Origin of the sequence: Sporanaerobacter acetigenes DSM 13106 (genome assembly GCF_900130025.1) — a bacterium.
Classification (GTDB): Bacteria; Bacillota; Clostridia; order Tissierellales; family Sporanaerobacteraceae; genus Sporanaerobacter; species Sporanaerobacter acetigenes.
In genome coordinates this window covers 399,989-423,943 of sequence record NZ_FQXR01000002.1, presented here as the reverse complement: position 1 = coordinate 423,943, position 23,955 = coordinate 399,989, and the positions used below count along the sequence as shown (strand labels likewise).

Sequence of the window (23,955 nt, the reverse complement as noted above, 5' to 3'; positions counted from 1 at the left end):
TTTGCTATGGAAGATTATCTAAAAGTGTTAGATGGAGTAGATGAAGGTATAGTTGTACTAGATAAAGATTTAAATATAGTTTTTTGGAACAAATATATGGAAAACATTACGGATTTATCTAGAGATGAGGTAGAAGAAAAATACATTTGCGAAGTACTTCCTAAATTTAAAGAGAAAATTTTCCTTGATATATTTAAATATATGCTTAAAAGCAACCAAAAATACTTTTTTTCAGCTGCACTGCATAAAAAATTTGTGGATATAAAAAGATATGGAAATTGCAATTTAAGACAAAATTTAAAATTGAGTACCATTTCGGTAAATGATGAAAATCACATTCTAATGGAATTTGTAGATGTGACTGGTCAGTACATCAGAGTAGAAGAGTTAAAAAGCTATATTCAAAGATTAGAAGAAACTCAAGAGATAATCAAAAATTTAGCAGATTATGATCAATTGACCAATGTATACAATAGAAGAGTCTTTTTTGAAGAAGTAGAAGAGCTTATAGAAAAAAATAGAGAAACTGATTTCAGAGGTGTCTTTACAGTACTGGATGTAGATAAATTTAAAGAGATAAATGACACATATGGTCATTATTTTGGAGATGAGGTTTTAAGGATTACAGGAGAAAGACTAAATAGAATAACTAGAGATGGAGATTTAGTTGGAAGGTATGGAGGAGATGAATTTTTGATTTTCGTTCCCAATATAAAGGAAAGAAAAGATATGAGAAAGTTATCTCAGAGAATATTGAATAGTTTAAATTCTTCTGTAGTTGTAGAAGGCAAAATAATTAAGCCCTCTGTGAGTCTTGGAATGAGCCTTTATCCAGAAGATGGTACCAATATAGACGAGCTTTTTAGAGTTGCGGACAAAGAACTCTATAGAGACAAAGGAAGAAATGAAAGGTGCTGCTTTAAGTAGCACCTTCTATAGTATAAAGGAGTGTTAACTATGGCAAGAAGAAAGGAAATAGAGGAACTCTATTATATAAGAGGATTGGCTGCCTTGGGTATTCTCATTATTCATGCTACAGGAAGCTTTGCAGTACTTTCAGAATATGGCTCAAGAGCCATGTATGTAGGAGTATTTTTAAACCAATTTTTTAGATTTGGAAGTCCAGTATTTATGATGATATCTGGCTTAGTACTGTTTTACAACTATAGATCCTTTGATGAATTTGATACGAAGAGATTCTACAAGAAAAAACTCAAGTACATATTTCTACCCTATACAATTTGGTCAGCAATTTATTTTTTATATGCTCATTATGTAAACAATATACCTTTAAAAGGGGAAATGCCTAAATTTTTAAGAGGAATTCTATTGGGAGAAAACTATTCCCATCTATATTTTATATTTTTAATATTTCAGTTTTATATACTGGTACCACTAATACTTAAATACCTCATAGAGCCTATGAAAGAAAAACCAATTCAAGTGTTTTTCATATTTGCCTTAATCCAAGGGGCTATACTTATTTATGAATACTATTTTAGAAATCCTAATGCAGAAGGATTTATGAAATTGTTCAATAGATACTATTGGAAAACTGTGTTTGGTTGGTCCTCATACTTCATGACTGGAGGGCTCATTGGTCTTCATTATGAAAATTTTGTAGACTATATAGAAAAACATATAAAGGGTATAAGCATTATTTACATATTGGTTTCAACATTTTATCTAGGACAAGTCTATTTCAATATATATATAAATGAAGGCAGAAATTTTTACGGGAAATTTGGTTCCATAAGGCCACATACTATGATATATGCCTTTTTCACCATGGCTATGCTCATATATATAACAAGAAAAATAGCCAAGAAGGGCAATTTTTTCCAAAGATATTTAAAAAACTTTGGAACCTATTCTTTTGGAGTATATTTTTCTCATCCACTGGTTTTAGAAGAACTAAAACTGAAACTTGTGGGGAATTTTTCTAGTGTCATTGGCTATAGTAGACTTAGTTCATTAGTACTAATAGTAGGACTTGGAATAATTTTCACCTATTTGTTGGTTCTTTTATTGGGAAGTTTAAATATAAGATGGTTGTTTATTGGGAAAATTCCTAAATACCAATTGAGTTCTACAAAATCCCATTGAAAACGTCAAAATTTTCAATTATAATATATTAGACCATATTATTACATCGGGGGGTCTTATACTTGAATAGTAGCAAAAAAAGAGCAGCTCAATCTGCCGCAATGATTGCAGGAGTGACGCTTTTCAGCAAATTTTTAGGGTTTTTAAGAGAAGTACTCATTGCTTCTAAATTTGGTTCTGGATATGAAACAGACACCTATTTTGTAGCTATGACAGCCACAGTCATAGTCATGACTACAATTGGAGCAGCTCTTAAAACCACCCTTATTCCCATATTTTCTGAGATTGAAGAGAGAAAAGGCAAAGAAGAAAAATTAAAATACATGAACAATGTATTTAATGTAGTGTTTTTAATAACTATTTTATTGGTAGTTGTGGGATACTTTGCTTCTCCCTTGGTAGTGAAAATATTGGCAAAGGGATTTACAGGAGAACAATATAAATTAGCTGTAAAATTAAATAGAATTGGACTTCCCATCATCATATTCATGGGATTTACTTATGTATATCAAGGACTTCTTGAGAGCAGTGAAATATTTGGACCTCCAGCTATATCAGGTATCCCTTTCAACTTAGTGTATATAATATATCTTTTCACTATAAGTAAAAAATTTGGCGTAACAGGGCTTATGGTTACAAGTATTGTAGCGGCTGCACTTCAGTGGCTCATTCAAGTACCTGCTACGAAAAAGATGGGATATAGCTATGGGCTTTCCATGGATTTAAAAGATAAATACCTAAACAAGGCCCTTACACTGACAGGTCCAGTACTTATAGGTTCTGCAGTTCAGCAAATAAATGTCATCATAGATAGAACTCTAGCTTCTGGTTTGCAAGAAGGAAGTATTTCGGCACTAAATTATGCATCTCGTGTAAATGATCTCATCATTACAGTATTTGTCATGGCTATCACAACAGTTATATTTCCAATGCTTTCAAAGGCATTTACAAAGGGAGATACAAGAGAAGGAAAGGAACTCATGGGAGAAGGTATAAATATAATTCTCATCATAACTGTTCCCGCTACCATTGGCATAGTCATACTTGCAGAACCAGCAATAAAAGTATTTTTCCAAAGAGGAGCCTTTGATGAAGTGGCAACTTATATGACTTCTCAGGCACTTATATATTATTCTCTAGGTCTTGTAGGTTCTTCCTTAAGACTTATGCTCAACAAGGTCTTTTATTCAGTTCAGGACACTACAACACCTATGATAAATGGAATGATAGCTGTAGGAATAAATGTAGCACTTAATTATGCATTGATAGGATATATGGGACATGCAGGTCTTGCATTGGCTACAAGTATTTCAGCCACTATAACCACTATACTTTTATTTATAGATCTTAGAAAAAAATTAGGCAAGATAGGACTAAAAAAGTATTTAGTATGCTTTTTAAAGACTCTTGCAGCTTCTATAGTTATGGGACTAGCAGTTTACCTAGTATATTTTGGACTCACTGGACTTCTTCCAAATATGTTTATAGTAGAGCTACTAATACTCATATTGTCTGTAGCTGTAGGAGTAGGAATATACTTTATACTTTGTTCGATATTTAAAATAAAAGAAATGAGAATCATAATGAAGAGACTTTTGAAAAAATAAATACTTTTAGGGGAAAGGGACAGGTTTCTGTCCCTTAATTGTTAAATAAACACCCATCAGGAATACGATCTCCTAATGACTCAATATAAAAATTAAAGATACGACAATTAAAGATACAATCAAAGTTATTTTCTTTGCCTCTATATATTTAAAATTTTCTTTATACATAAATAAATCCTCCTCTAGCTATGTTTAAACAAATAAATGGTTAAATAAATAACAAACTATGTGAATATTATAACACTATAAAAAGTATAAAGCAAATTATTTTTTACTTGAAACATATGTTCGGTTATTGTATAATTGTTTCATGGGGGTGATGATATGGATAAGGGAAGTGGAGAATATAATCCAACAGTGGAACAATTATGGAAAATTTCTAAAAAATTAGGGTGGAGTTTTAAAGTAATAATGGAATAAATCCACCGGTTAAAGTGCCAATGATTAATATACATGTGTTGAGAGAAATGAAAAAAAGAAAGAAAAAGATGAATAAAAGAAGACAAAAATCTGATAAATTGACTAATTGCTTATCATCCTTATTCTCTACAATTTTAGATTTATACCTATTATTTATCAACAATTGTTCTTTGAGCCGCAAAGGTACCTGGTACCGCCTGTTTATTGTGATTATAGTATATTTTAGGAAGAGGTTGGGTGTGTTGACTTACTTGAAGGTGTATACAGTTCTTATCCTACAGTAGATATTTCGAATTATTCATATCTAAAATAGCTAAGAAAAAACAATGAAATTGTAAGAGATAATGAAATAACTTACCTTAGTAGTAGTGATATTATGGATTTACGTTGTTTCTGTCTTTTTGGACTTTATAATACATATTTTGAATATCGTTATTTCCATGAAACTAATAAATGCACAAATGTTTTCTATGTAAAATTAGATTATTTCAGAGATTTTTATAAATATAAAAGTAGAGATGAAATTAATCAATTATCTGATGAAGAACAGCCAGTTTTTATAATTGTTAAAATCCAAAATAAGTTCTTTGAAAGGCTGCATTCTCACTTTGAAAAAATTAGAATATCAAGAAATGATATTCTTATAAAGCCTATAGAACATTAGGTTGGAAGGCGAAGAATGGGGTGAAGGAAATAGTCCGTGATGTTTTGAGAAAGTTTATGTTTTGTGCCAGTAGGCAAAAACATTTAAAATACAAATGGAGGTGATGCACTTGGCAGAAGAATACCTAAGAATATGTGAAGATTGCGGCGCTCCTTTCTTTACTGCTGGAGAACAAGCTAAACTTTTCAAACAGGTATTAACCGCTGAACCATACAAGATCGTAAGCATGGATAACTTCCCAACAGGTGACCCATTAGCCACACTTAATATCATAGGCAATGGCTTTGATTTGATGCATGGTGTCAAGTCCAGCTATTACAATTTCAGAGATACGCTTGGGAAAAACAATTCATTGCGTTTTGCTCTTGAAACCTACCTGAATGTTGAAGATTTGTGGGCTGATTTTGAGGATGCTTTAGCTTATATCAATAGTGATGCCATGTTTGGTGTTGTTGATATGTGGCTTGACGACTTCGACGCTTATGACTCGAATGCACAGGCGGCAGATTTTTTTGCAGCTGTCGATACAGCGACTGGACCTGTGCAAACGATAATTAATGATTTGCCTCAAAGATTTCGTATGTGGGTAGAATCATTGAAAGTGCCGGATATGGCTTACACACCGCTCAATGGAGTAATTCGTAATTCCAAAACGCTTAACTTTAACTATACGGAATTCATAGAAGATCTGTATGGCGTAGAAAAAGAGAATGTTTGTTATATTCATGGTTGCAGACGAAAAGAGAAATACCACCCGAAGGATAAGTTGATAATTGGCCATGTTCCTGGTGCAGGAGACGATGATTTAGTTGGTGATTTCAGATTGCCGAAGTACAAAAACAGTCGGAAACGCGAGATGGTAGAAGCAGCGATTGATACGGCGGCACGAAACCTTTCTTGGTACGATGAAGAAACCACAAAGAACTGCAAGGATATTATAAAGAACCATCAAGAGTTCTTTGATGGACTGTCGAATTTGAGCCGGATAATCGTTGTTGGGCATTCACTTTCTCCTGTGGACTGGGACTATTTTAAAAAGATAATCAGCGTAAACAAAAATCAGAATAACATTGAATGGCTTATTAGCTGTCATAGTGTCCAAAATATAGAAAGTATTAAGATGTTTGCAGGTGCAATGGGCATAAAGGTGGAGCAGATTGCATTGTTTGTCACGTATCCATAGTTAGACTTGAAGATAAAATGGACGCAAACCATAAAGTTTTATATGATGGCTATAAATAAACTTATGAAAAATTAAGTGTACTCGGAAAAAAGGAAGATGAAATTGACAACAAGGTTGAAAAACAAGATGTTGAGATAAGAATAATAAAAGGAACAAAATAGCGTTTTTTATGTGACTTGATGGTCTCCTTAATTTACCTCGTATGTAATCACAAATTGTTCAAAAACTATATATGAGGTGAGGATATTGAAAGAGAAGGACAAAGAGAAAAAAGAAGTAGTTGATAAAAATTTTTTCAATGCAATGAGCTATGAACTTGCAGGTGAGATTGGGATACTTGACAATGAAGATATGAAGCATAACAAAAAACTTAAGATTTTTTGAAAAGTCTTAAGTTTTTTTATATAATTTTATGGGAACTATAATTTTGGGAGTGGATAATATGGATATGAAGGTTAAAAATTTAATGGAACAATTTGAAGGATTTGAGGTACTGGCAGGGAAAGGTGGTTTGGATAGAAGAGTAAGCACTGTGACTGTCATGGATGCTCCCGATATATACAATTGGATGAAGGGAGGAGAATTTTTAATTACAACAGCATATATAATGAAAGATAATCCATTAGAACTTAAGGATTTAGTGATCAAATTAAATGAAAATGGGGCATCTGCCCTAGGAATTAAAATAGGTAGATTTATTGAAAAACTGCCTCAAGAGGTAAAGGAAACGGGGGATGGCTTGAATTTTCCTATTATCTATATACCAACTAATTTAGCCTTTAGTGATGTAATAAATCCTGTACTTTCAAAAATAGTTAATGCTCAGGCTAAAAAACTGATGATGTCGGAAAAAATTCATAAATCTTTTACTCAAATAGTAATTGAAGGCAAAGGAACTGGTCATATAGTGGAAACTCTATATGGAATATTGGATAGAAATGTAGCTTTTATGGATTTGGTTTTTAATAGAAACTATATAAGAAGTAAATCGAACAAATTCAAAGATGATATAGAAGATTTAGGACTTAAAACTGTGCTAGATAAATATTATAATTATCCCGTTCAAATTGGCAGTTCTATTTATGGATATATAATAGTTGAGGAAGGTAAAGACGACAATTCTCTAGAAGATTTAGATAGGATAACTATAGAACATGCTAGCACAGTTCTCAAGCTAAATATACAAAAGGAGATTTCTAATCACCAAATAGAGCAAAAATATAGGGATGAGTTTATTCAAGATTTATTAGTAAATAATATAAAGACTGTTGAAGAGGCAAACAATAGGGCAGCACTATATGGTTGGAAAATGGATAAGGGTCTTGTCTGTCTGATTGTAGATATAGATGATTTTAAAGATAGATTTATATCTTTAGAAAAAACCAAGGGGTTGGAAGAAAAAAGGGACAATATATTCCGTCTAATTGCAGAAAAAATGAAAAAAAGTTTTTATAAATGTTTTTATACTAATTATAGTGACAGTATAGTGTTTTTGATAGAGCCAGATGTAAATTCTATGGAAGATTTTTTTAGAAAACTTAAAAGGATATCAGAGGAAGTAAGAAAAGAGGTTAGAGAAAATAGCCAGTTTACAGCAACTGTAGGTATAGGAAGTTATAAGGAGTCAGTAATAGATATATACATTAGTTTTATAGAGGCTCAAAAAGCTGTAAGAATAGGTAGAACTATTTATGATAAGGACAATACCCATGTTTATTCTGATTTGGGAGTTTATAAAATGCTTTATGATGTTTCTCTAGAAGATGAGGCAAATAGTTTTTGTAGTCAATATTTAGAGAAACTAATGAATTATGATAGAGAAAATAATGGAGAATATTTGGAAACTTTAGGGCGTTTGGTGAAGAATGATTGGAATCTAAAGAAAACAGCAGAGGATTTGTTTATTCATTATAATACTATGAAATATAGATTTACTAAGATTAGTGCGATAGTCAATTTAGATTTAAATAATAGGGAAGATAAATTTAAAATAGAGCTTTGCTTAAAATTAATGAACATGAGCAGGCAATATTCATTGTACATGAAGACTAGTATATAGTCTTCTTTTTTATACCTTATAGACAATGACTATAATTTGTACTAGTTGTAAAATGCTATTAAGTAGAAAATTAACAAGGAGGTAATTGTATGTATGGGACAAAGGTAGGTATGTTAAAGGATGTTTTGGCTTCAGTTAAAGATGGCAATTTATCAGACCCTAACAAAGAGTTAAATAAGACTGGAAGAGTTATTTTGAAAAATGGATTGGTAATAGATCCTAAAAACCAAGTAGAAGAAGTATTGGATGTAGCTATATTGGGAGATGAAATAGTAGAAGTAGGAAAGGACATTTATGTAGAAAAGGGAGATTTAGTAATAGACTGTGAAGGTTTGTTGGTTGTGCCAGGATTGGTGGATATGCATCTTCATCTAGGAGATTTATTTGAAGTAAGTACAGATCCAATCTATGGTGCAGTAGCTAACGGAGTGACTATGGGGCTTTCTCCAGGAGCAGGAAATACTTTTATGGCACCAGCTTTATTAGGGGCAGAGGTAGATAGAGGTTTGCCAATAAATATAGGGCTATACCAAGGAGCTGGAAGTGTTTTATCTACTATGCTATCGGTAGAAGAATTGATAAAGCTATATAAAGGTGAATTGGAAGAGGATATAGCTTCATCTAAGATGACAAGAAATGGAATTACAAACACTACAGCACCTTTGATTGTTGGAATTAAAGATCATATGGGTCATTTTATAATGTCTGATGAAAATATAGATAAAATATTTGAAATAACTTCTAAAGCTAAATTAATGTACATGACTCATACACAAGATCCAGATCATGCTTCAAGATTAGTTGAATTGTCTAAGGGTAGACCAATCCACTTAGGTCATGCAACAGCTGCTGGATGTGGTACCCATAAGGATGCAGCAGAATCTATGAAATTCATAATAGGCTTATGTAAAGAAGAAAATGTAACTGGAGAATTTGTAACTACCATGTTGAGAAAAGGTGGCGGAAGTAGAGAAGGGCTTATTTTACCTAAAAAATCACAAGAGTTAGCTTATGAGGCATTGGAGAAAGGAATAGTAGATATTTTAATATCCGATGGGCAAAATGATGCGACTATGAAAGGCTTTGGGGATACAAGGGATAATATACCAGCTATATTAGAATTAGCTGAAATGGGAGTATTGAGTTTATCCAATTCAGTAGCTACTATGACTTATAACCCAGCAAGATTAATTGCAGAAAGAACTGGAAACAGTTGGTGGACAGAAAAAGTTGGTCATTTAGGAAAAGGTGCTTTAGCCAATGTGACTGTCATAAACGATAAAGTAAAATCTACAGCTTACACTATAGTAAATGGAGAAGTAGTGGGTTTTGAAAGTAGGACAGTAAGACGAGGTAGTGGAGCAGGAGGATTTGTAAGTAAATTTGGTATGGTAAAGAGAATGGGAGTAGGAGATTTAGTAATGTTTTCTTATAGAAGATAATGATTATTTTAAAGGGGGAGTTTAATTTGGAGGAAAGAACGGAGAATATTTTAAGAAAACTGATTAATACAAATACCACCAATCCACCTGGCAATGAAATAGATGCCATTAGAACCATTTTAAGTTTTTTCCCTAAAGAAGTAGACTATGAAATAATAGATCATGGAGACAATAGAGGTTCTTTGTTAATGGAGATAAAGGGAAAAGATGAAGAGAAAATAGGTTTTATAGGTCATTTAGATACGGTGCCAGTATCAGATAAATCTAGTTGGATATATCCGCCTTTCGATGGTGTAATTGAAGAAGGCTATATGTATGGAAGAGGCACCTCTGATATGAAGGGTGGGGTTACGGCTATGATATTGACAGCTCTATATTTTATAGAAAATAATATAACTCCTCCTCATACTCTTAAGTTTGTATTTACAGCTGATGAAGAATCAGGAGGCATAGGTGTACAAGCTCTAAGGAATAAAGGCCTTTTGGAAGATATAGCCAAAGTATTTATTGCAGAGCCTTCTGATGAAAAAATTGGCATTTGTGAGAAAGGGGCTTTATGGCTAAATATTTATGTAAAAGGCAAATCTGCCCACGGTTCTAAACCGGAATTAGGCATTAACGCTATAGAAAAGTTATATGAGTATATAAATAGACTTAAAGATATTATAGATTTAGATGAAAGCCATTCTTTATTGGGAGAACCTAGTTTTGCTATTACCTTAATCCATGGGGGGGTTAAGACCAATATTATACCAGAAGAAGCAAATGCTTCAGTAGATATAAGGACTATACCTGGATTTGACCATGATGAAATTTTAAGGAAGGCTTTTAGTATTGGCAAGAGTATGGAAGAGGAAAACATTGGAATGTCCATGGAGATACAGGTGGAGAATAATAGGCCGCCATTAACTATGGATGAAGAGGATGTTTTCATAAAAGATATAATAAAGACATATGAAAAATTATTTTATCCAGTTGAGTTTAAGGGAATAAATTTCTACACTGATGCATCTCAACTTATACCATTTCACAATATACCCTTTGTCATATTGGGGCCTGGTGAGGAGAATATGTGTCATCAGAGAAATGAAAGGATAAAGATAGAATCAATTATAAGGATGACTAAGTTTTATATTTCTTATATTACTAACTCTTAGAAAGGGAGGATTAGTATGGAAGATGTAAAAGCTAAAAATAAAAAGTATGGCACTGGTTCGGTTGCGGGACTTATAATATCTGTTGGAATAGGACTTCTAATATATTTTGTTCTAAGCAATATAAATGTTGTGAGTAATTGGCTGGATTATAATACTATAGTAGCTAATGCAGGGCATAATCTATTATATAAATTCATATGGTATATTATGAACTTTACAGAAGCTCAATTTTATGCAGGTTTTTTTGCTTCTTTAGGTGTGATAATAGGAGGATTTATAGCTTGGAGACTAGATGTTAAAAATTCTAAATATAGAGGATTTGATGTTTCTTATGGCTCTAATCTATGGCCATGGGTATTGGGCGCTCAATTGTTGTCATTATTTGTTGCAATATTTGTTTTAAACTATACTAGATTTTTTGATTCAGGAGAATATACTTGGCTGCCAACTTTTATTACAGTAGTAGGTATTCCACCAGCAATAATGTTGTTATATGGGCCAAGCTGGAAAGCTCTATTTACTGGTTCTATTCTTGGAGGAGCTATGGGATTTCCAGTGGCTATGTGGATTAGCAAATATATTATTCCTGTATTAGATGTGCCAGGAGTAGTATCCAATGTATTTACAATGGCTATTACAGGAGTATTGGTTTGTGCTATATGTAAAGCTTTGCCTTGGATGAAAAAAGTACCGGCTAAACCTCGCAATCGAAAAGAAAAGTCTCAAGAAGAAACTTTAAAGGAAATGGAGAAACCGCTATGGTTTGTAAGAAGGGTTTTAGCAGATTTTTCTGAAGCTCAATTTTATGGCAATGAAATAGCTGGGTTGTTGATAATATTGGGAGCATCTTTAGACTGGATATTAAATGTAAATCATGGTGTTTATGGGGCAGGGGCAATTCCAGCTATTATACTATCCCAATTTATCGGTTCATCAGTAGGAGTATTTTTGTATTTTAATAAGTATGTAGAAAAGGGATGGTATGGTACTTATGTACCAGTGGTAAGTGTTGGACCTGCCTGTGTATTAATGTTTGGTTCATCAGTAGGAGTTGCTGTTACGGCAGGTATATTAGGAGGAATAATAGGACCAGCTTTGGCAGAGTATTTTTGCGATAAGCTTCCAGAAGGGTATCATCCTACTATAGGAAATGTAACTTCCATGGGAGTTACAACTATAATAGTATCTGTTGTAATCAAGGTACTTCCTTGGTTTTAACACAAGGGTATAGTTTTTCTATATTACAAAAACCTTAAGATTTATATAAATCTTAAGGTTTTTTTATAACTCATAGGGAAATTCTAGTTTTCTTTAATATAAAACTTTTTGACATGGATTTCAAAAAAGGCTTCCTTGGTTTTTTAATGCTTCCGTTGGAAGCTTTTTTTGTAAATCTATTAAGTAGATTTCCTATGAGTTAAGGAAATTTACTTGATGGCATAAGTTCAACAATTATTATAAAATAAGATTAAAGAGTGTGGTGATAAATATGGCTTATGAAAGACAAAAAGATATATTCGTATATTTACTGAATTCAGATATAGGTTTATCAGGGAATGAGCTAGCTAAAAAATTCAACGTTAGTTCTAGGACTATTAGATCGGATATCAAATTTTTAAATGAATTAACTAAGGAATATGGAGTTAGCATATGTTCTTCAAAACAAGGAGGATATTTTATACCAGAGGAACAAAAAGATATAGGAATATTAGTAGTTAAAAAAATTTTTATTAAAGAGGAAAATTTAAATAGAGTTCCAAATACACCTTCAGAAAGATTTGCCTTTATAATATTTAAATTATCTTTTTCAAAAGATTATATAAGCATGGAAGAGCTTGCAGATATGTTGTATGTGTCAAAGACAACGATTTATCTAGATGTTAAAGAAATAATTAGTTTTTTAGATTATTTTTCAGATTTAAGATTAGAAATATCTCCTATAAAAGGCTTAAAATTAGAAGGTGATGAAAGATCCAAAAGACTTTTAATTTCAAATGTACTTAAAAATGAAAAAATAAATGATAACTTAATGTTAAGCAGAAGTTTCTACTATGTTTTTGGTGATAAAAACTTAAACTTAGATGAAGAAATATTATTTTTATATGAAACTATTATTAATGTTTTAAATGAATATGGATATATTTTAACAGATTCTAATATAAGTTTGTTGGTAAAAGATATTTTAGTGAGTATAAAGAGGATACAGATGGGTTTTGTTATTGAGGAAGAAGTAAAAGAAGATTTGGATTTAACAATTGTGGAAGCTTTTAAAAAAGAAATTCAGAATTTTTTCAATATTTCTTTAAACAATAAGGAACTTGAATATTTTCAACAAAGTTTTAATGCTAAAAGATTGTTGAATGTTACTAGTAAAAATTATGTGCTAAAAGAAGAAGCAGAAAAGATAGTATATGAATTTTTGAAGGAAGTGAAAGCCAAATTTAATATTGATTTTTCAGATGCTACCAATTTTAAGAAAAACTTGATACTTCATATAAATCCTATGATTGAAAGGATAAAGGATAATTATTTTGAAGATAATCCTTTGAAAAATCAAATAAAGACAAATTATTCTTTTGCTTTTGAAATTTCTACATTAATGGTTGCAATAATTAAAAAAAGATTAAATGTGATAATTAGTGAAGGAGAAGTGTCTTATATAGCATTACATGTCGCAGTGGCCTTAAATGAAGTTAATGACAAAACAAATATTGCTATTATTTGTGGTTCAGGTTTAGGCACGGCTCAACTTATAAGAAGCAAAATATTATCCTATTATAATAGGCAAGTAAATATCATAGGATATTTTCCTATATATAAATTAGAAAATGTTTTAAATGGAGAATATGGGGAAGTAGATTTGATAATTTCTACTATTCCGATAAATACTGAAAAAAATGTTTCTGCGATACAAATAAGTCCATTAATTAATGAAGATGATTTGCTAAAGATAAGGCAATATGTAGACAGCCCTTTAATAACATTTAAAAATCATGGCATAAAAGAAATAGAAGGTGATTTTTTTAGTAGAGAGTTGTTTAAATATTTTGATGATGAAAAGGATTTTTTCAAGGCTATATTAGAACTTACTGAAAAGCTCAAAGGCCAAGGTTATATAGATGATGTAGAAACATTTTATAGTTCCGTTCTTGAAAGGGAAAACCTTTACTCAACGATTCTAGAAAATATGATAGCTATACCGCATCCAATGGAGTCTATGTCTGAAACCACAGTAGTGGCAGTTGGAATATTTAAAAATCCAATTGTACATTGTGGGAAAAGAGTAAAGATGATTCTTTTATTTGCTGTCAATATAAAAGAGGACAAGAAAATGAAAGTATTGTATGGAATGCTCCAAAAAATAATAGAGTCTAAAGTTATTGTTGAAAATATGTTACAATCTAAAGATTTTGATGAATTTATGAAGTCTATGAAGTCATAAACTAAAATTGTTGTAGTATTTATGCTGGTTGTAGGGCCCTATGATTAGCTAATAATATAATTAAGGAGGAATTTGCATGGATGCATTGATGAATTTTTTGGAGGTTAAGTTAGTACCAGTTGCAAGAAAGCTGGATCAGAATAGATATCTAACTGCAATTAGAGATGGCTTTTTTGCTGTAATGCCACTATTGATAGTGGGTTCAATTTTTCTTTTAATACCTTATATTCCCATTGAAGCATATCAAAATTTTATGGCAAGAAAGTTGGGAGAAAATTGGGTAAATTACATTTTAATTCCATTCAGTGCGACTATGAATTTGATGACCATTTTTGTAATTATTGGTATGGCTAAAAGTTTAGGAAGGTCATTTGATATTGATGATGTAACGAGTATTGTAACAGCTCTTGTAGCATTTTTTATCTTAACCCCAGTGGGAGAGCTTGTAAATGATGGTGGTGCAGGATTACCTGTTTCTAATTTTACGGCGACTGGATTGTTTGTCGGTATACTTACGACAATATTTGCAATTAAGATTTTTTCTTTAATAGAAAGTAGGGGCTGGACTATTAAAATGCCAGGCAATGTTCCAAGTAATGTAGCTACTTCGTTTAATGCTTTGGTACCTGAGTTGTTTGTTATTCTAATATTTACAGTCATTAGGATTGTTTTTTCTTTTACAAGCTTTAATACAGTACAATCTTTTGTATATACTATTCTTCAAAAGCCATTGACCCATATTGGCGAGAATTTAGCTTTCCTAATTGTAGTAGTAATTATTCAACAAATATTGTGGTTGTTTGGTATCCATGGGTCAAATGTAACCGATGGAATTACAAAACCTATTATGTTTGCTCAAACAGCCGAAAATGCTGAAGCATTTGCAGCTGGAATAGCATTACCTAATATTTTAAATTATCAGTTCTATTGCAATTATGTTTGTATTGGTGGAGCTGGAGCAACATTGGCCTTAGTTTTAATAATCCTATTTTTTGCAAAGTCACAAAGATTTAAATCATTGGGTAAATTATCAGTTGGTGCTGGTATATTTAATGTAAATGAACCAGTAATTTTTGGATTGCCAATTGTATTAAATCCAGTTATGGCTATACCTTTTATAATAGTGCCATTGGTAAATATATTATTAACTTATTTTGTTATGTCTGTAGGAATTGTACCATTAGCTAATGGAATTAATATTCAGTGGACGACACCACCTATTATATCTGGTTTGATTATATCTGGGTGGAGAGGAGCTTTGCATCAAGTTGTATTGATGGGTATAGATGGATTAATTTATTATCCATTCTTTAAAGTGGTTGATAAGTTGGAATTAGAAAAAGAATCTTTAGAAGAAGAATCTTTATAAAAGCTATTACAACAAGGAGGCATATATGAAAAGTTTAGGAATTTCAATTTATCCTGAAAAATCTACAAACCGTGAATTGTTTAATTATATTGATATGGCAAAGGATGCTGGGTTTAAAAGAATATTTTCCTGTTTACTGTCAACGGAAAAATCAAAGGATGAGATTATAAATAAATTTTCCAGTATTATAGACTATGGAAATAAAAGGGGATTTGAAACGATTGTAGATGTCAATCCATTCGTACTAAAAAGATTAAAGGTTGATAGTGAAAATTTATCATTTTTTAGAGATATTGGAGCAAGCGGATTTAGATTGGACAGGGGATACTCTGGTTATGAAGAGGCTATGATGACATATAATGATTATAATTTAAAAGTTGAAATCAATATGAGTAATGATACTAAATATATAGATACAATTATGGATTATATGCCAAACAGATATAATCTAATAGGTTGTCATAATTTTTATCCACATAAATATACGGGACTACCATTAGATTATTTTGAAAAATGTACTTACAATTTTAAAAAATATGGATTGAATACAGCTGCTTTTATTACAAGCCAAAATAGTAGTGCATTTGGGCCTTGGCCAATCGGTAATCAACTTCCAACCTTGGAAATGCACAGATATATGCCAATTCAAGTTCAGTTGAAGCACATGATATCTTTAGATATTGTTGATGACGTGATTATATCTAACTGCTTTGCAAGTGAAGAAGAATTTTCAAAAATAAAAAATATGAGATTAGATATGGTATCTTTTGAAATAGTTCTTGAAAAGGATGTTACAGAAATTGAGAAAACAATATTACTAGATGAAATCCATTTTAGAAGGGGAGATATTTCTGATACAGTCATTAGATCGACTAAAAGTAGTAGGGATAAATATAAGGATAAGAGTTTTGTTATACACAATGCACCTAAAAATATAAAAAGAGGAGATATTTTAATAGAAAGTGATGAATATGGAAATTACAAAGGAGAATTGGAAATAGCCTTGAAAGATTTTGAGAATAGTGGAAAATCTAATGTGGTTGCTAAAATTAAAGATGAAGAAGTTTTTATATTAGATTTTATAAAACCAAATCAAAAATTTAATTTTATTATAGGTCATAACTAATTATTTATAGGAGTGATTGTATGGGAGAAAATACAGAGCAAGATTTAATGGAAATAATAATGAATATAATAATTAATGCAGGAAACGCCAAATCTGATGCAATGAATGCTATTAGAGCTGCTAAAAATTTTGATTTTGAATTGGCTGAAAAAAATTTGAAATTAGCACAAGATTCTGAGCTACTGGCCCACAATGCACAAACTCAATTGCTAGCTAAGGAATCTGATGGGCAGAAGATAGAATTAAATTTATTGATTGTTCATTCTCAAGATCATTTAATGAATTGTATAACATTTAATGAGTTGGCAAGAGAGCTTATAGATTTATACAAAACCATGGAAAATAAAAAAGATTAAATGGGAGGTACGCTAGATATGAAGAAGATATTTTTGTTATGTTCAGCAGGAATGTCAACTAGCTTGCTGGTAAGTAAAATGAAAGAAGCTGCAAAAAAGCAAGGTTATGAATGTGATATTGCTGCCTCATCATTGGCTAATTTGAAAGATATAAAAGATAAAGCGGATGTTATATTGCTGGGACCTCAAGTTAGATTTGATAAAGAACGAGTAGAAAAAGAGACAAATATTCCAGTTGGTGTAGTGGATATGGCTGCATATGGAATGATGGATGGAGAGAAAGCATTAAATCAAGCTAGAAAATTGCTTGGAGAATTGTAGAATGTGTAAAAAGGAGAAGAACATGAATAGCAATAGATTTCCAGAAAGTTTTTTGTGGGGAGGAGCAACTTCAGCTTGTCAAATAGAAGGAGCATATAATCTAGATAATAGAGGTTTATCAATAGCGGATATGGTCAAATTTGTTCCAAAGGAACAAAGAAAAGGTGATAGGCCACCAAATGTGACTAGAAAAGAAATCCAAGAAATGTTAAACAATGAAGGCAATTATTATTTCCCAAAGAGATACGGTATAGATTTTTATCATAGATACAAGGAAGATATAAAATTATTTGCTGAAATGGGATTTAATGTTTTTAGACTATCAATAAGCTGGAGTAGAATATTTCCAAATGGAGATGATGAAAAACCCAATGAAAAAGGTTTGAGATTTTATGACAGTGTATTTGATGAGTGTAAGAAATATAATATTAAACCTTTAGTGACATTATCTCATTATGATACGCCATTAAATCTAGCATTAAAATATAATGGATGGTCTAATAGAAAATTGATATATTTTTTTATAAAATACGCAAAAACAGTATTTGAAAGATATAAGGATAAGGTAGATCTATGGTTGACTTTTAATGAAATAAATGTCATAGCAAAGAATCCTTATATTGGTGGAGGGGTGTTTTTAGAAGATAGTGACAATCCTCTAGAATTGAGCTATCAAGCAGGTCATCATCAATTTATTGCTAGTGCATTGGCAACTAAGATAGCTCATGAAATTAATCCTAAAAACAAAGTTGGATGTATGCTTGCAAGAACTGTAATTTATCCAGAAACCAACAATCCTTTAGATATTATAAAAGCTCAAAGGGCAAATCAAATGAATTTGTTTTTTACAGATGTTCAAGCAAGAGGAGAATATCCGGGTTATATTTTAAGATATTTCAAAGAAAATAATGTTTATATAAAAAAAGAGATTGGAGATGATGAAATTTTAAAACTCCATCCAGTGGATTTTATTTCAATAAGTTATTATAAATCAGTTACAGAAAGTTCAAATTCTAATGCAGAAAGATTATCTGATAGTTTATTTACAGGAGTGAAAAATCCGTATTTAGAAACGACTGATTGGGGATGGCAAATTGATCCAATAGGTTTAAGATGGGCTTTGAATGATTTATATTATAGATATCGAATGCCTATCTTTATAGTTGAAAATGGCTTGGGTGCATATGATAGATTAGAATATGACAATAAGATTCATGATGATTATAGAATTGATTATTTAAAGAAACATATAATTCAAATGAGGGAAGCCATTAAAGATGGAGTAAATCTAATGGGTTATACAACTTGGGGACCAATTGATTTAGTGAGTGATTCTACATCTGAAATGTCTAAAAGATATGGATTTATTTATGTGGATAAGGATGACTATGGGAATGGAAGCTTAAAAAGGTTGAAGAAGGATTCTTTCATTTGGTATAAGAAGGTAATAGAAAGTAATGGTGAAAATTTGGCATAAAACTAAGATGCGCTGGGGATGGTTCTCAGCGCATCAAATTTTTTTACTGTATAAATTTATAAAAGAATGATATAATTTATTTAACCGAAAGCTCAGTGGGTGGATGAATAAGGATGACAAGGGACTGGAATTGCTGGAAAGACTAAATGGACAGATAGATGAACTTCATACTGAAATTCAAGTAGCATATGATGAAGTAGAAGGTCTACATCCTGATTTTAATACAATAGAGATGATGACAGCTAAAAATGCATTTTCTAAGAACCCTTTTGGATTTCCCAAGGGGGTTTTTTTATGTGTCACTTTCTTTGGCAAACGTTAATATCACAGAGATTTTAAATTGCTATAATATATTCAAGTGGAAGAAACTAATGAATACAAAATAAAAAGCAGAGGAGGAAGTATTTTGAAAGATGAACTAAAAAAAATTCAAGAAGCACTTATGACAGGTGTAGGTTACATGATTCCATTTGTTGTATTTGGCGGTATATTTATTGCAGTATCTATTGCTTTTAGTGGGATTGAGGCTGGAGAAGGAGCAGTCATAACTAGCCCAGTATTGAAAAGGTTGGAAGAACTAGGCGGAATGTCTATGGGTTATATGATACCAATTCTTGCAGGATTTATTGCTTTTGGTTTAGCTGATAGAAGTGGTATTATGCCTGGAATGTTGGGTGGAGCAATTGCAGTATCAAAAGGTGCAGGATTTTTAGGTGGTATTATAGCTGGTATACTTGCAGGTTATATTGTTAATGCAATCAAGAAAATTCCAGTACATTATTCTATAAAAGCTCTAATGCCAATTTTTATAATACCTTTGTTGGGTGGAATATCTGTTGCGCTTATTATGGATTATGTTGTTACAGCTCCATTGAATTCGTTGAATATAGCGTTGACAAATTTCTTAAAGAGTATGCAAGGTGGAAATGCAATCGTTTTAGCAATTATATTAGGTGTCATGACTGCATTTGATATGGGTGGACCAATAAATGTAGTAGCATGTTTATTTGCTTGGTCATTGTTTAGTGAGGGGATATATACTTTGGCAGGTCCAGTTGCCGTTGCTATTTGTACACCTCCACTAGGAATGGGATTGGCAACATTGTTGAATAAGAAAAAATATTCTGAAGAAGATAGAGAAGCGGGGAAAGCAGCATTGGCTATGGGAATGATAGGAATTTCAGAGGGGGCAATACCTTTTGCAGCAAAGGATCCTCTTAGAGTATTGCCTAGTATATGTGTAGGTGGTGCTGTTGGTGCCATTGTTTCAATGTTGGCAGGAGTTGAATGTTATGCACCTCATGGAGGACCAATAGTTATATTTGTTACAACTCATAAAGTATGGTATGCTTTAGCAATATTCATCGGATCATTGGTTACAGCACTCATGGTTAATGCATTAAAGAAAGATTATGTAGAAGAGGATTAATAATAAATGGAGGAATGAAAAATGAAGATTATTGGAGTGACATCATGTTCTACAGGAATTGCTCATACGTATATGGCAGCAGAAGGAATAAAAAAGGCAGCAAAGAAATTAGGCTATAAAGCAAAAGTTGAAACTCAAGGTGCATTGGGAATTGAAAACAGATTGAGCAAAAAAGAGATTGAAGAAGCAGATTTAATCATTATGGCTACAGATGTAGCATTGAGGGAAGCTGAAAGATTTGAAGGAGTTAAAATATATAGATGTCAAACAAATGACTTCATCAAAAATGCAGATGAATCTATGAAAAAAGCTTTGGAAAGTATTGAATAATTGTTTAATAAAAATTAGGAGTGGGATGAAAAATGCTAGACTCTCAAAAATTAGATTTATTGATATCTATAAGCAATAATCCCGATGGATATGTGACAGCTGACAAATTGGCAAATCAATTTGATTTATCTAAAAGAACGGTTATTAGATATATAAGTGATATAAATTCTATGATAAATACATTGGGTTGCAATATTGCATCATTTAAGGGCCTGGGCTATAAATTGTTTGTTCCAAATTATGCAAAAAGTGATTTTGATGCAATGTTAAATCAATACAAAATGAGCTTTGATATAAACAATAAAGACCATAGATTGTTTTTGATTGTTATACATCTTTTGAATGTAGAAGGTGAAACAATTTATGGTCTATCTGAACTATTGCATTTTAGCTCATCATCTATATATCAGTTGAAAAATGAATTGATTGAGTTATTGGCCAATTACAATTTAGAATTGGTAATAGGAGATGATTTGGAATGGCATATTAAAGGAATTGAATCAGATATTCGAAAGATAATGTTAGATATATTGATGAAAGTTCCTTCTATATACTATCAAGTTGGAAATATTGATGATGCTTTGATTGCTGGAATTGATGAGATATTGACCAACAATTTGTATTCAAATGGTGTTCTTTTAAATGATTTTGATATTAAAATTTTAAATAAATTGATACTTATATGTATCTTGAGAAGTAAAAAGCATAGCGAAAGTTCCCACATGTCTAATTTGGCAAACCCTATTATTAATGATATTTTGAGAGATATTGAGTGGAAATATGATATAAATTTTACTGATTATGATATATTTTATATTAGCAATTATATTGACGATGTATTAAAGAACAGTCAATTCATCAAAGATAGGGATTTAGAAAGAATAATTTATGAATGCTTGAAATCACTAAATTTTTTTGATGATAAAGTTCCTATAAATAAGGATTTTTTAGAGAGACTTTCAATGCATATTGGATTGTTAATTAAAAGAAATGAAAAAAATGTGTTTGTTGAAAACCCTATTATTAAGGAAATAAAGGCAAATATACCTGTTGAATTCAATATTGCCGTTATGCTTATCAACAAATTAAATCATTATTATAATATAAATTTGAATGAGAATGAGATAGGATTTATTGCTTTGCATTTGGCATCTTATACTGAAAAGTCTACTAGTACAGACAATTATAAAGTGATTATATTGTGCCATTTAGGATTAGGATATTGCCATTTATTGAAAGAAAAAATCAATAGCAGATATGAAAATTTTAAAATTATTGAAATATATCCTGGGAAATATTTTGATTCCATAAATAATAGCAATGCGGATTTGTTGATCACTACAACGCCAATAGATTTGGATGTTGATATTCCTGTAGTTTTGGTGGATGATATTTTCAGCAATGAGCTATATAAAGGCATTGACAAGGTGATCATTGAAAATAGCCAACCCTATGATTCATTTAAGAGCTTATTTAGTGAAGAACGCTTTTTTACAGATCTTAAAAATCAAGATAAATATGATCTAATTGATGAAATTGGAGAAAAACTAATAGCTCAAAATGCAATTGATAAAAATACATTGAATGAAGTGATAAAAAGAGAACATGTTTCGTCTACGAAAATAGGAAATTTAGTGGCTATACCTCACTGCGTTTCGTCTAGTCAATCAAGTTCTTTAATTGCTGTAGGATTGACTGAGGAACCAGTTGTATGGGATGACGAGAAGATACAGATGATAATCTTTATTTGTTTTAGTGAAAATGATACTTCTAGTATAAAGGTATTTAATTATCTATATGATTTGGTTAGAGATGAAGCAACTATAATGAATATTGTTAAGAATAAATCCTATGATTATTTGTATGAAATATTATTTAGAGAAAGGTGATATTATGGACATAATTTCCAAGGATCATATCTTTTTAGATGAAGATTTAAAGACCAGAGATAGTGTCATTGAATTCATTGCAAAAAATGCTGAACAATTGGGTATTTCAGATGATTCTGAGGAAACTGAAAAAGATTTATGGGAGAGAGAAAATTCTTTTGCAACTTCTATTGATTCAATATTGGCTATTCCACATGCCAAGTCTGAATCTATCAAGGTAGCATCTATTTTAATGATTACAACAAAAGAGATAATTCCTTGGGGAGATGCAAAAGTTGATTTGATCATTAGTTTATTGATACCAAAAGAAAATAAGGACAATCTACATTTGACTTTGCTATCTAAATTGTCAGCCAAATTGATGGATGATGATTTTGTAAGGTTCTTGAAAACAGAAAAAAATAAAGAGGAAATTTGCAAGGTCATTCTAAAAACTATCAGTGCAAAGGAGAACTAGTATGAAATCAAAAAGTATTATGTGGGAATATATAGAAGAAACTCCTTCTGTATTAGAAAACATTGTGAAAAATAAGGATATAGAGGAAATTGTAGATGAGATTGAAGCTGAAAAGATAAGAGAAATTATTTTTGTTGCATCTGGGAGTTCATTGAATATATGCTATATTTCTAAACATTTTTATGAGGAATATGCAAATATAAGGACTAGACAATATACACCTCAAGAATTTGAAGAGTTAGATTTGAATTTATTTGATATTGATACTACATTGATTGTTGCTATTTCTCAAACGGGAACTAGTACAGGCACTGTCAATGGTATTTTAAAAGCTCACAAATATCATTTCAAGGTTTTGGCTTTGTCTGAAAATGTGAATTCTCCTGTTTGCAAGGAATCTGATTATTTTGTTAAATTTGATTGTGGACAAGAAAATTCTAATGCCAAGACCAAGGGATACAGTTCATCATTGCTAAAACTTTATTTATTGGCTCTTGAATTGGGAATGAAAAAGAAGACTATAGAAACTAATTTGTATGATGAAATAATGGATGAAATTAGATCATCTATTGGAAATATTGAGGATAATGTAAAGAATACAATCGTTTGGTTAGAGGGCAACAAGGAATGGGCTAAAATAGATCATTTCTTAATTATAGGTCATGGACCCAATTTTGGAACAGCTATGGAAGGAATGCTAAAGATAATGGAAACTCTTTGTATTCCAGCTACATTTTGCGATATAGGTGAATTTTCCCATGGTATTCATAGAATGATAGCTCATGATTCTAATTTGATTTTGTTAAAGATCTCTGATGACAAATTTAACGAATATGAAAAAATAGAGGAATATTTTAAGGATAAAGTCAATCATATGTTAGTGATTGAAGCAAACAATGAAAGTATTCAAGATGAGAATAAAATACAAGTAAATTACTATCCATATACAAAGTCTTCTATAAACATTTCTGTGTGTATCCAAGCAATTGCAACATATCTTCCAGAAGTTTTAGGACTTGATCCAAATAGACAAGCCAATGATTCTTTTACTAAACTTGCAAATACAAGAGTTGAATAAAATGAAACCAGCCATATGTTTTGTTTGGCTGGTTTTGTAGTAT

Annotated in this window: 22 protein-coding genes; all 22 read left to right on the top strand. The window is 31.3% G+C overall.

All coding sequences use genetic code 11. The features are described from left to right. Positions 1 to 6: 6 nt before the first annotated feature. Complete coding sequence (locus tag BUA21_RS01985) at positions 7 to 927, top strand: sensor domain-containing diguanylate cyclase (protein ID WP_072742849.1); 921 nt, start codon at positions 7 to 9, stop codon at positions 925 to 927. Positions 928 to 957: 30 nt separating this feature from the next. Beyond that, positions 958 to 2,106 carry an acyltransferase gene (locus BUA21_RS01980; protein ID WP_072742847.1) on the top strand — a complete coding sequence of 383 codons (1,149 nt, stop codon included), beginning with the start codon at positions 958 to 960 and terminating at the stop codon, positions 2,104 to 2,106. 62 nt (positions 2,107 to 2,168) lie between these two features. After that, a complete protein-coding gene (gene murJ / locus BUA21_RS01975) occupies positions 2,169 to 3,713 on the top strand; it encodes a murein biosynthesis integral membrane protein MurJ (protein WP_233242574.1) in 1,545 nt (514 codons plus the stop codon). A gap of 796 nt (positions 3,714 to 4,509) precedes the next feature. Then, positions 4,510 to 4,797, top strand: a complete 288-nt coding sequence (locus tag BUA21_RS01965; protein WP_072742845.1) for a hypothetical protein — start codon at positions 4,510 to 4,512, stop codon at positions 4,795 to 4,797. A 109-nt stretch (positions 4,798 to 4,906) separates the two neighbouring features. Beyond that, the gene (locus BUA21_RS01960; RefSeq protein ID WP_072742843.1) at positions 4,907 to 5,980 is read left to right on the top strand and encodes an AbiH family protein; all 1,074 of its coding nucleotides are present in this window, start codon (positions 4,907 to 4,909) and stop codon (positions 5,978 to 5,980) included. Positions 5,981 to 6,226: 246 nt separating this feature from the next. Beyond that, positions 6,227 to 6,364: a hypothetical protein gene (locus BUA21_RS14625; protein ID WP_158281626.1), complete on the top strand. Its 138-nt coding sequence runs from the start codon at positions 6,227 to 6,229 to the stop codon at positions 6,362 to 6,364. 58 nt (positions 6,365 to 6,422) lie between these two features. Continuing rightward, positions 6,423 to 8,039, top strand: coding sequence for a PucR family transcriptional regulator (locus BUA21_RS01955; RefSeq protein WP_072742841.1), 1,617 nt, complete (start codon positions 6,423 to 6,425; stop codon positions 8,037 to 8,039). 89 nt (positions 8,040 to 8,128) lie between these two features. Beyond that, on the top strand, positions 8,129 to 9,481 hold the full coding sequence (locus tag BUA21_RS01950) for an amidohydrolase family protein (protein ID WP_072742839.1): 1,353 nt from the start codon (positions 8,129 to 8,131) through the stop codon (positions 9,479 to 9,481). A 26-nt stretch (positions 9,482 to 9,507) separates the two neighbouring features. Then, positions 9,508 to 10,638, top strand: coding sequence for a M20 family metallopeptidase (locus BUA21_RS01945; protein ID WP_072742837.1), 1,131 nt, complete (start codon positions 9,508 to 9,510; stop codon positions 10,636 to 10,638). 15 nt (positions 10,639 to 10,653) lie between these two features. Then, on the top strand, positions 10,654 to 11,856 hold the full coding sequence (locus tag BUA21_RS01940; protein WP_072742835.1) for a hypothetical protein: 1,203 nt from the start codon (positions 10,654 to 10,656) through the stop codon (positions 11,854 to 11,856). Between the two features lie 271 nt (positions 11,857 to 12,127). Then, positions 12,128 to 14,080, top strand: coding sequence for a BglG family transcription antiterminator (locus BUA21_RS01935; RefSeq protein WP_072742833.1), 1,953 nt, complete (start codon positions 12,128 to 12,130; stop codon positions 14,078 to 14,080). Between the two features lie 76 nt (positions 14,081 to 14,156). Next, positions 14,157 to 15,449, top strand: a complete 1,293-nt coding sequence (locus BUA21_RS01930) for a PTS sugar transporter subunit IIC (RefSeq protein WP_072742831.1) — start codon at positions 14,157 to 14,159, stop codon at positions 15,447 to 15,449. Positions 15,450 to 15,474: 25 nt separating this feature from the next. Further along, the gene (locus BUA21_RS01925; protein WP_072742830.1) at positions 15,475 to 16,575 is read left to right on the top strand and encodes a DUF871 domain-containing protein; all 1,101 of its coding nucleotides are present in this window, start codon (positions 15,475 to 15,477) and stop codon (positions 16,573 to 16,575) included. A gap of 20 nt (positions 16,576 to 16,595) precedes the next feature. Further along, positions 16,596 to 16,931 (top strand): PTS lactose/cellobiose transporter subunit IIA, encoded by a 336-nt coding sequence (locus BUA21_RS01920; RefSeq protein ID WP_072742829.1) that lies wholly within the window; start codon positions 16,596 to 16,598, stop codon positions 16,929 to 16,931. 18 nt (positions 16,932 to 16,949) lie between these two features. After that, positions 16,950 to 17,252 carry a PTS sugar transporter subunit IIB gene (locus BUA21_RS01915; protein ID WP_072742828.1) on the top strand — a complete coding sequence of 101 codons (303 nt, stop codon included), beginning with the start codon at positions 16,950 to 16,952 and terminating at the stop codon, positions 17,250 to 17,252. Between the two features lies 1 nt (position 17,253). After that, positions 17,254 to 18,729, top strand: a complete 1,476-nt coding sequence (locus BUA21_RS01910; RefSeq protein WP_327198025.1) for a glycoside hydrolase family 1 protein — start codon at positions 17,254 to 17,256, stop codon at positions 18,727 to 18,729. Between the two features lie 103 nt (positions 18,730 to 18,832). Then, complete coding sequence (locus tag BUA21_RS01905; RefSeq protein WP_072742827.1) at positions 18,833 to 19,051, top strand: hypothetical protein; 219 nt, start codon at positions 18,833 to 18,835, stop codon at positions 19,049 to 19,051. A gap of 84 nt (positions 19,052 to 19,135) precedes the next feature. After that, a complete protein-coding gene (locus BUA21_RS01900; protein WP_072742826.1) occupies positions 19,136 to 20,158 on the top strand; it encodes a PTS fructose transporter subunit IIC in 1,023 nt (340 codons plus the stop codon). A 21-nt stretch (positions 20,159 to 20,179) separates the two neighbouring features. Continuing rightward, positions 20,180 to 20,488 (top strand): PTS fructose transporter subunit IIB, encoded by a 309-nt coding sequence (locus BUA21_RS01895; protein ID WP_072742825.1) that lies wholly within the window; start codon positions 20,180 to 20,182, stop codon positions 20,486 to 20,488. A gap of 32 nt (positions 20,489 to 20,520) precedes the next feature. Beyond that, positions 20,521 to 22,377 (top strand): BglG family transcription antiterminator, encoded by a 1,857-nt coding sequence (locus tag BUA21_RS01890; RefSeq protein ID WP_072742824.1) that lies wholly within the window; start codon positions 20,521 to 20,523, stop codon positions 22,375 to 22,377. Continuing rightward, a complete protein-coding gene (locus BUA21_RS01885) occupies positions 22,352 to 22,834 on the top strand; it encodes a PTS sugar transporter subunit IIA (RefSeq protein WP_234973665.1) in 483 nt (160 codons plus the stop codon). Before BUA21_RS01890 ends, BUA21_RS01885 begins: the two co-directional genes overlap by 26 nt. 1 nt (position 22,835) lies before the next feature. Further along, a complete protein-coding gene (locus BUA21_RS01880) occupies positions 22,836 to 23,912 on the top strand; it encodes an SIS domain-containing protein (protein ID WP_072742823.1) in 1,077 nt (358 codons plus the stop codon). Positions 23,913 to 23,955 lie beyond the last annotated feature (43 nt).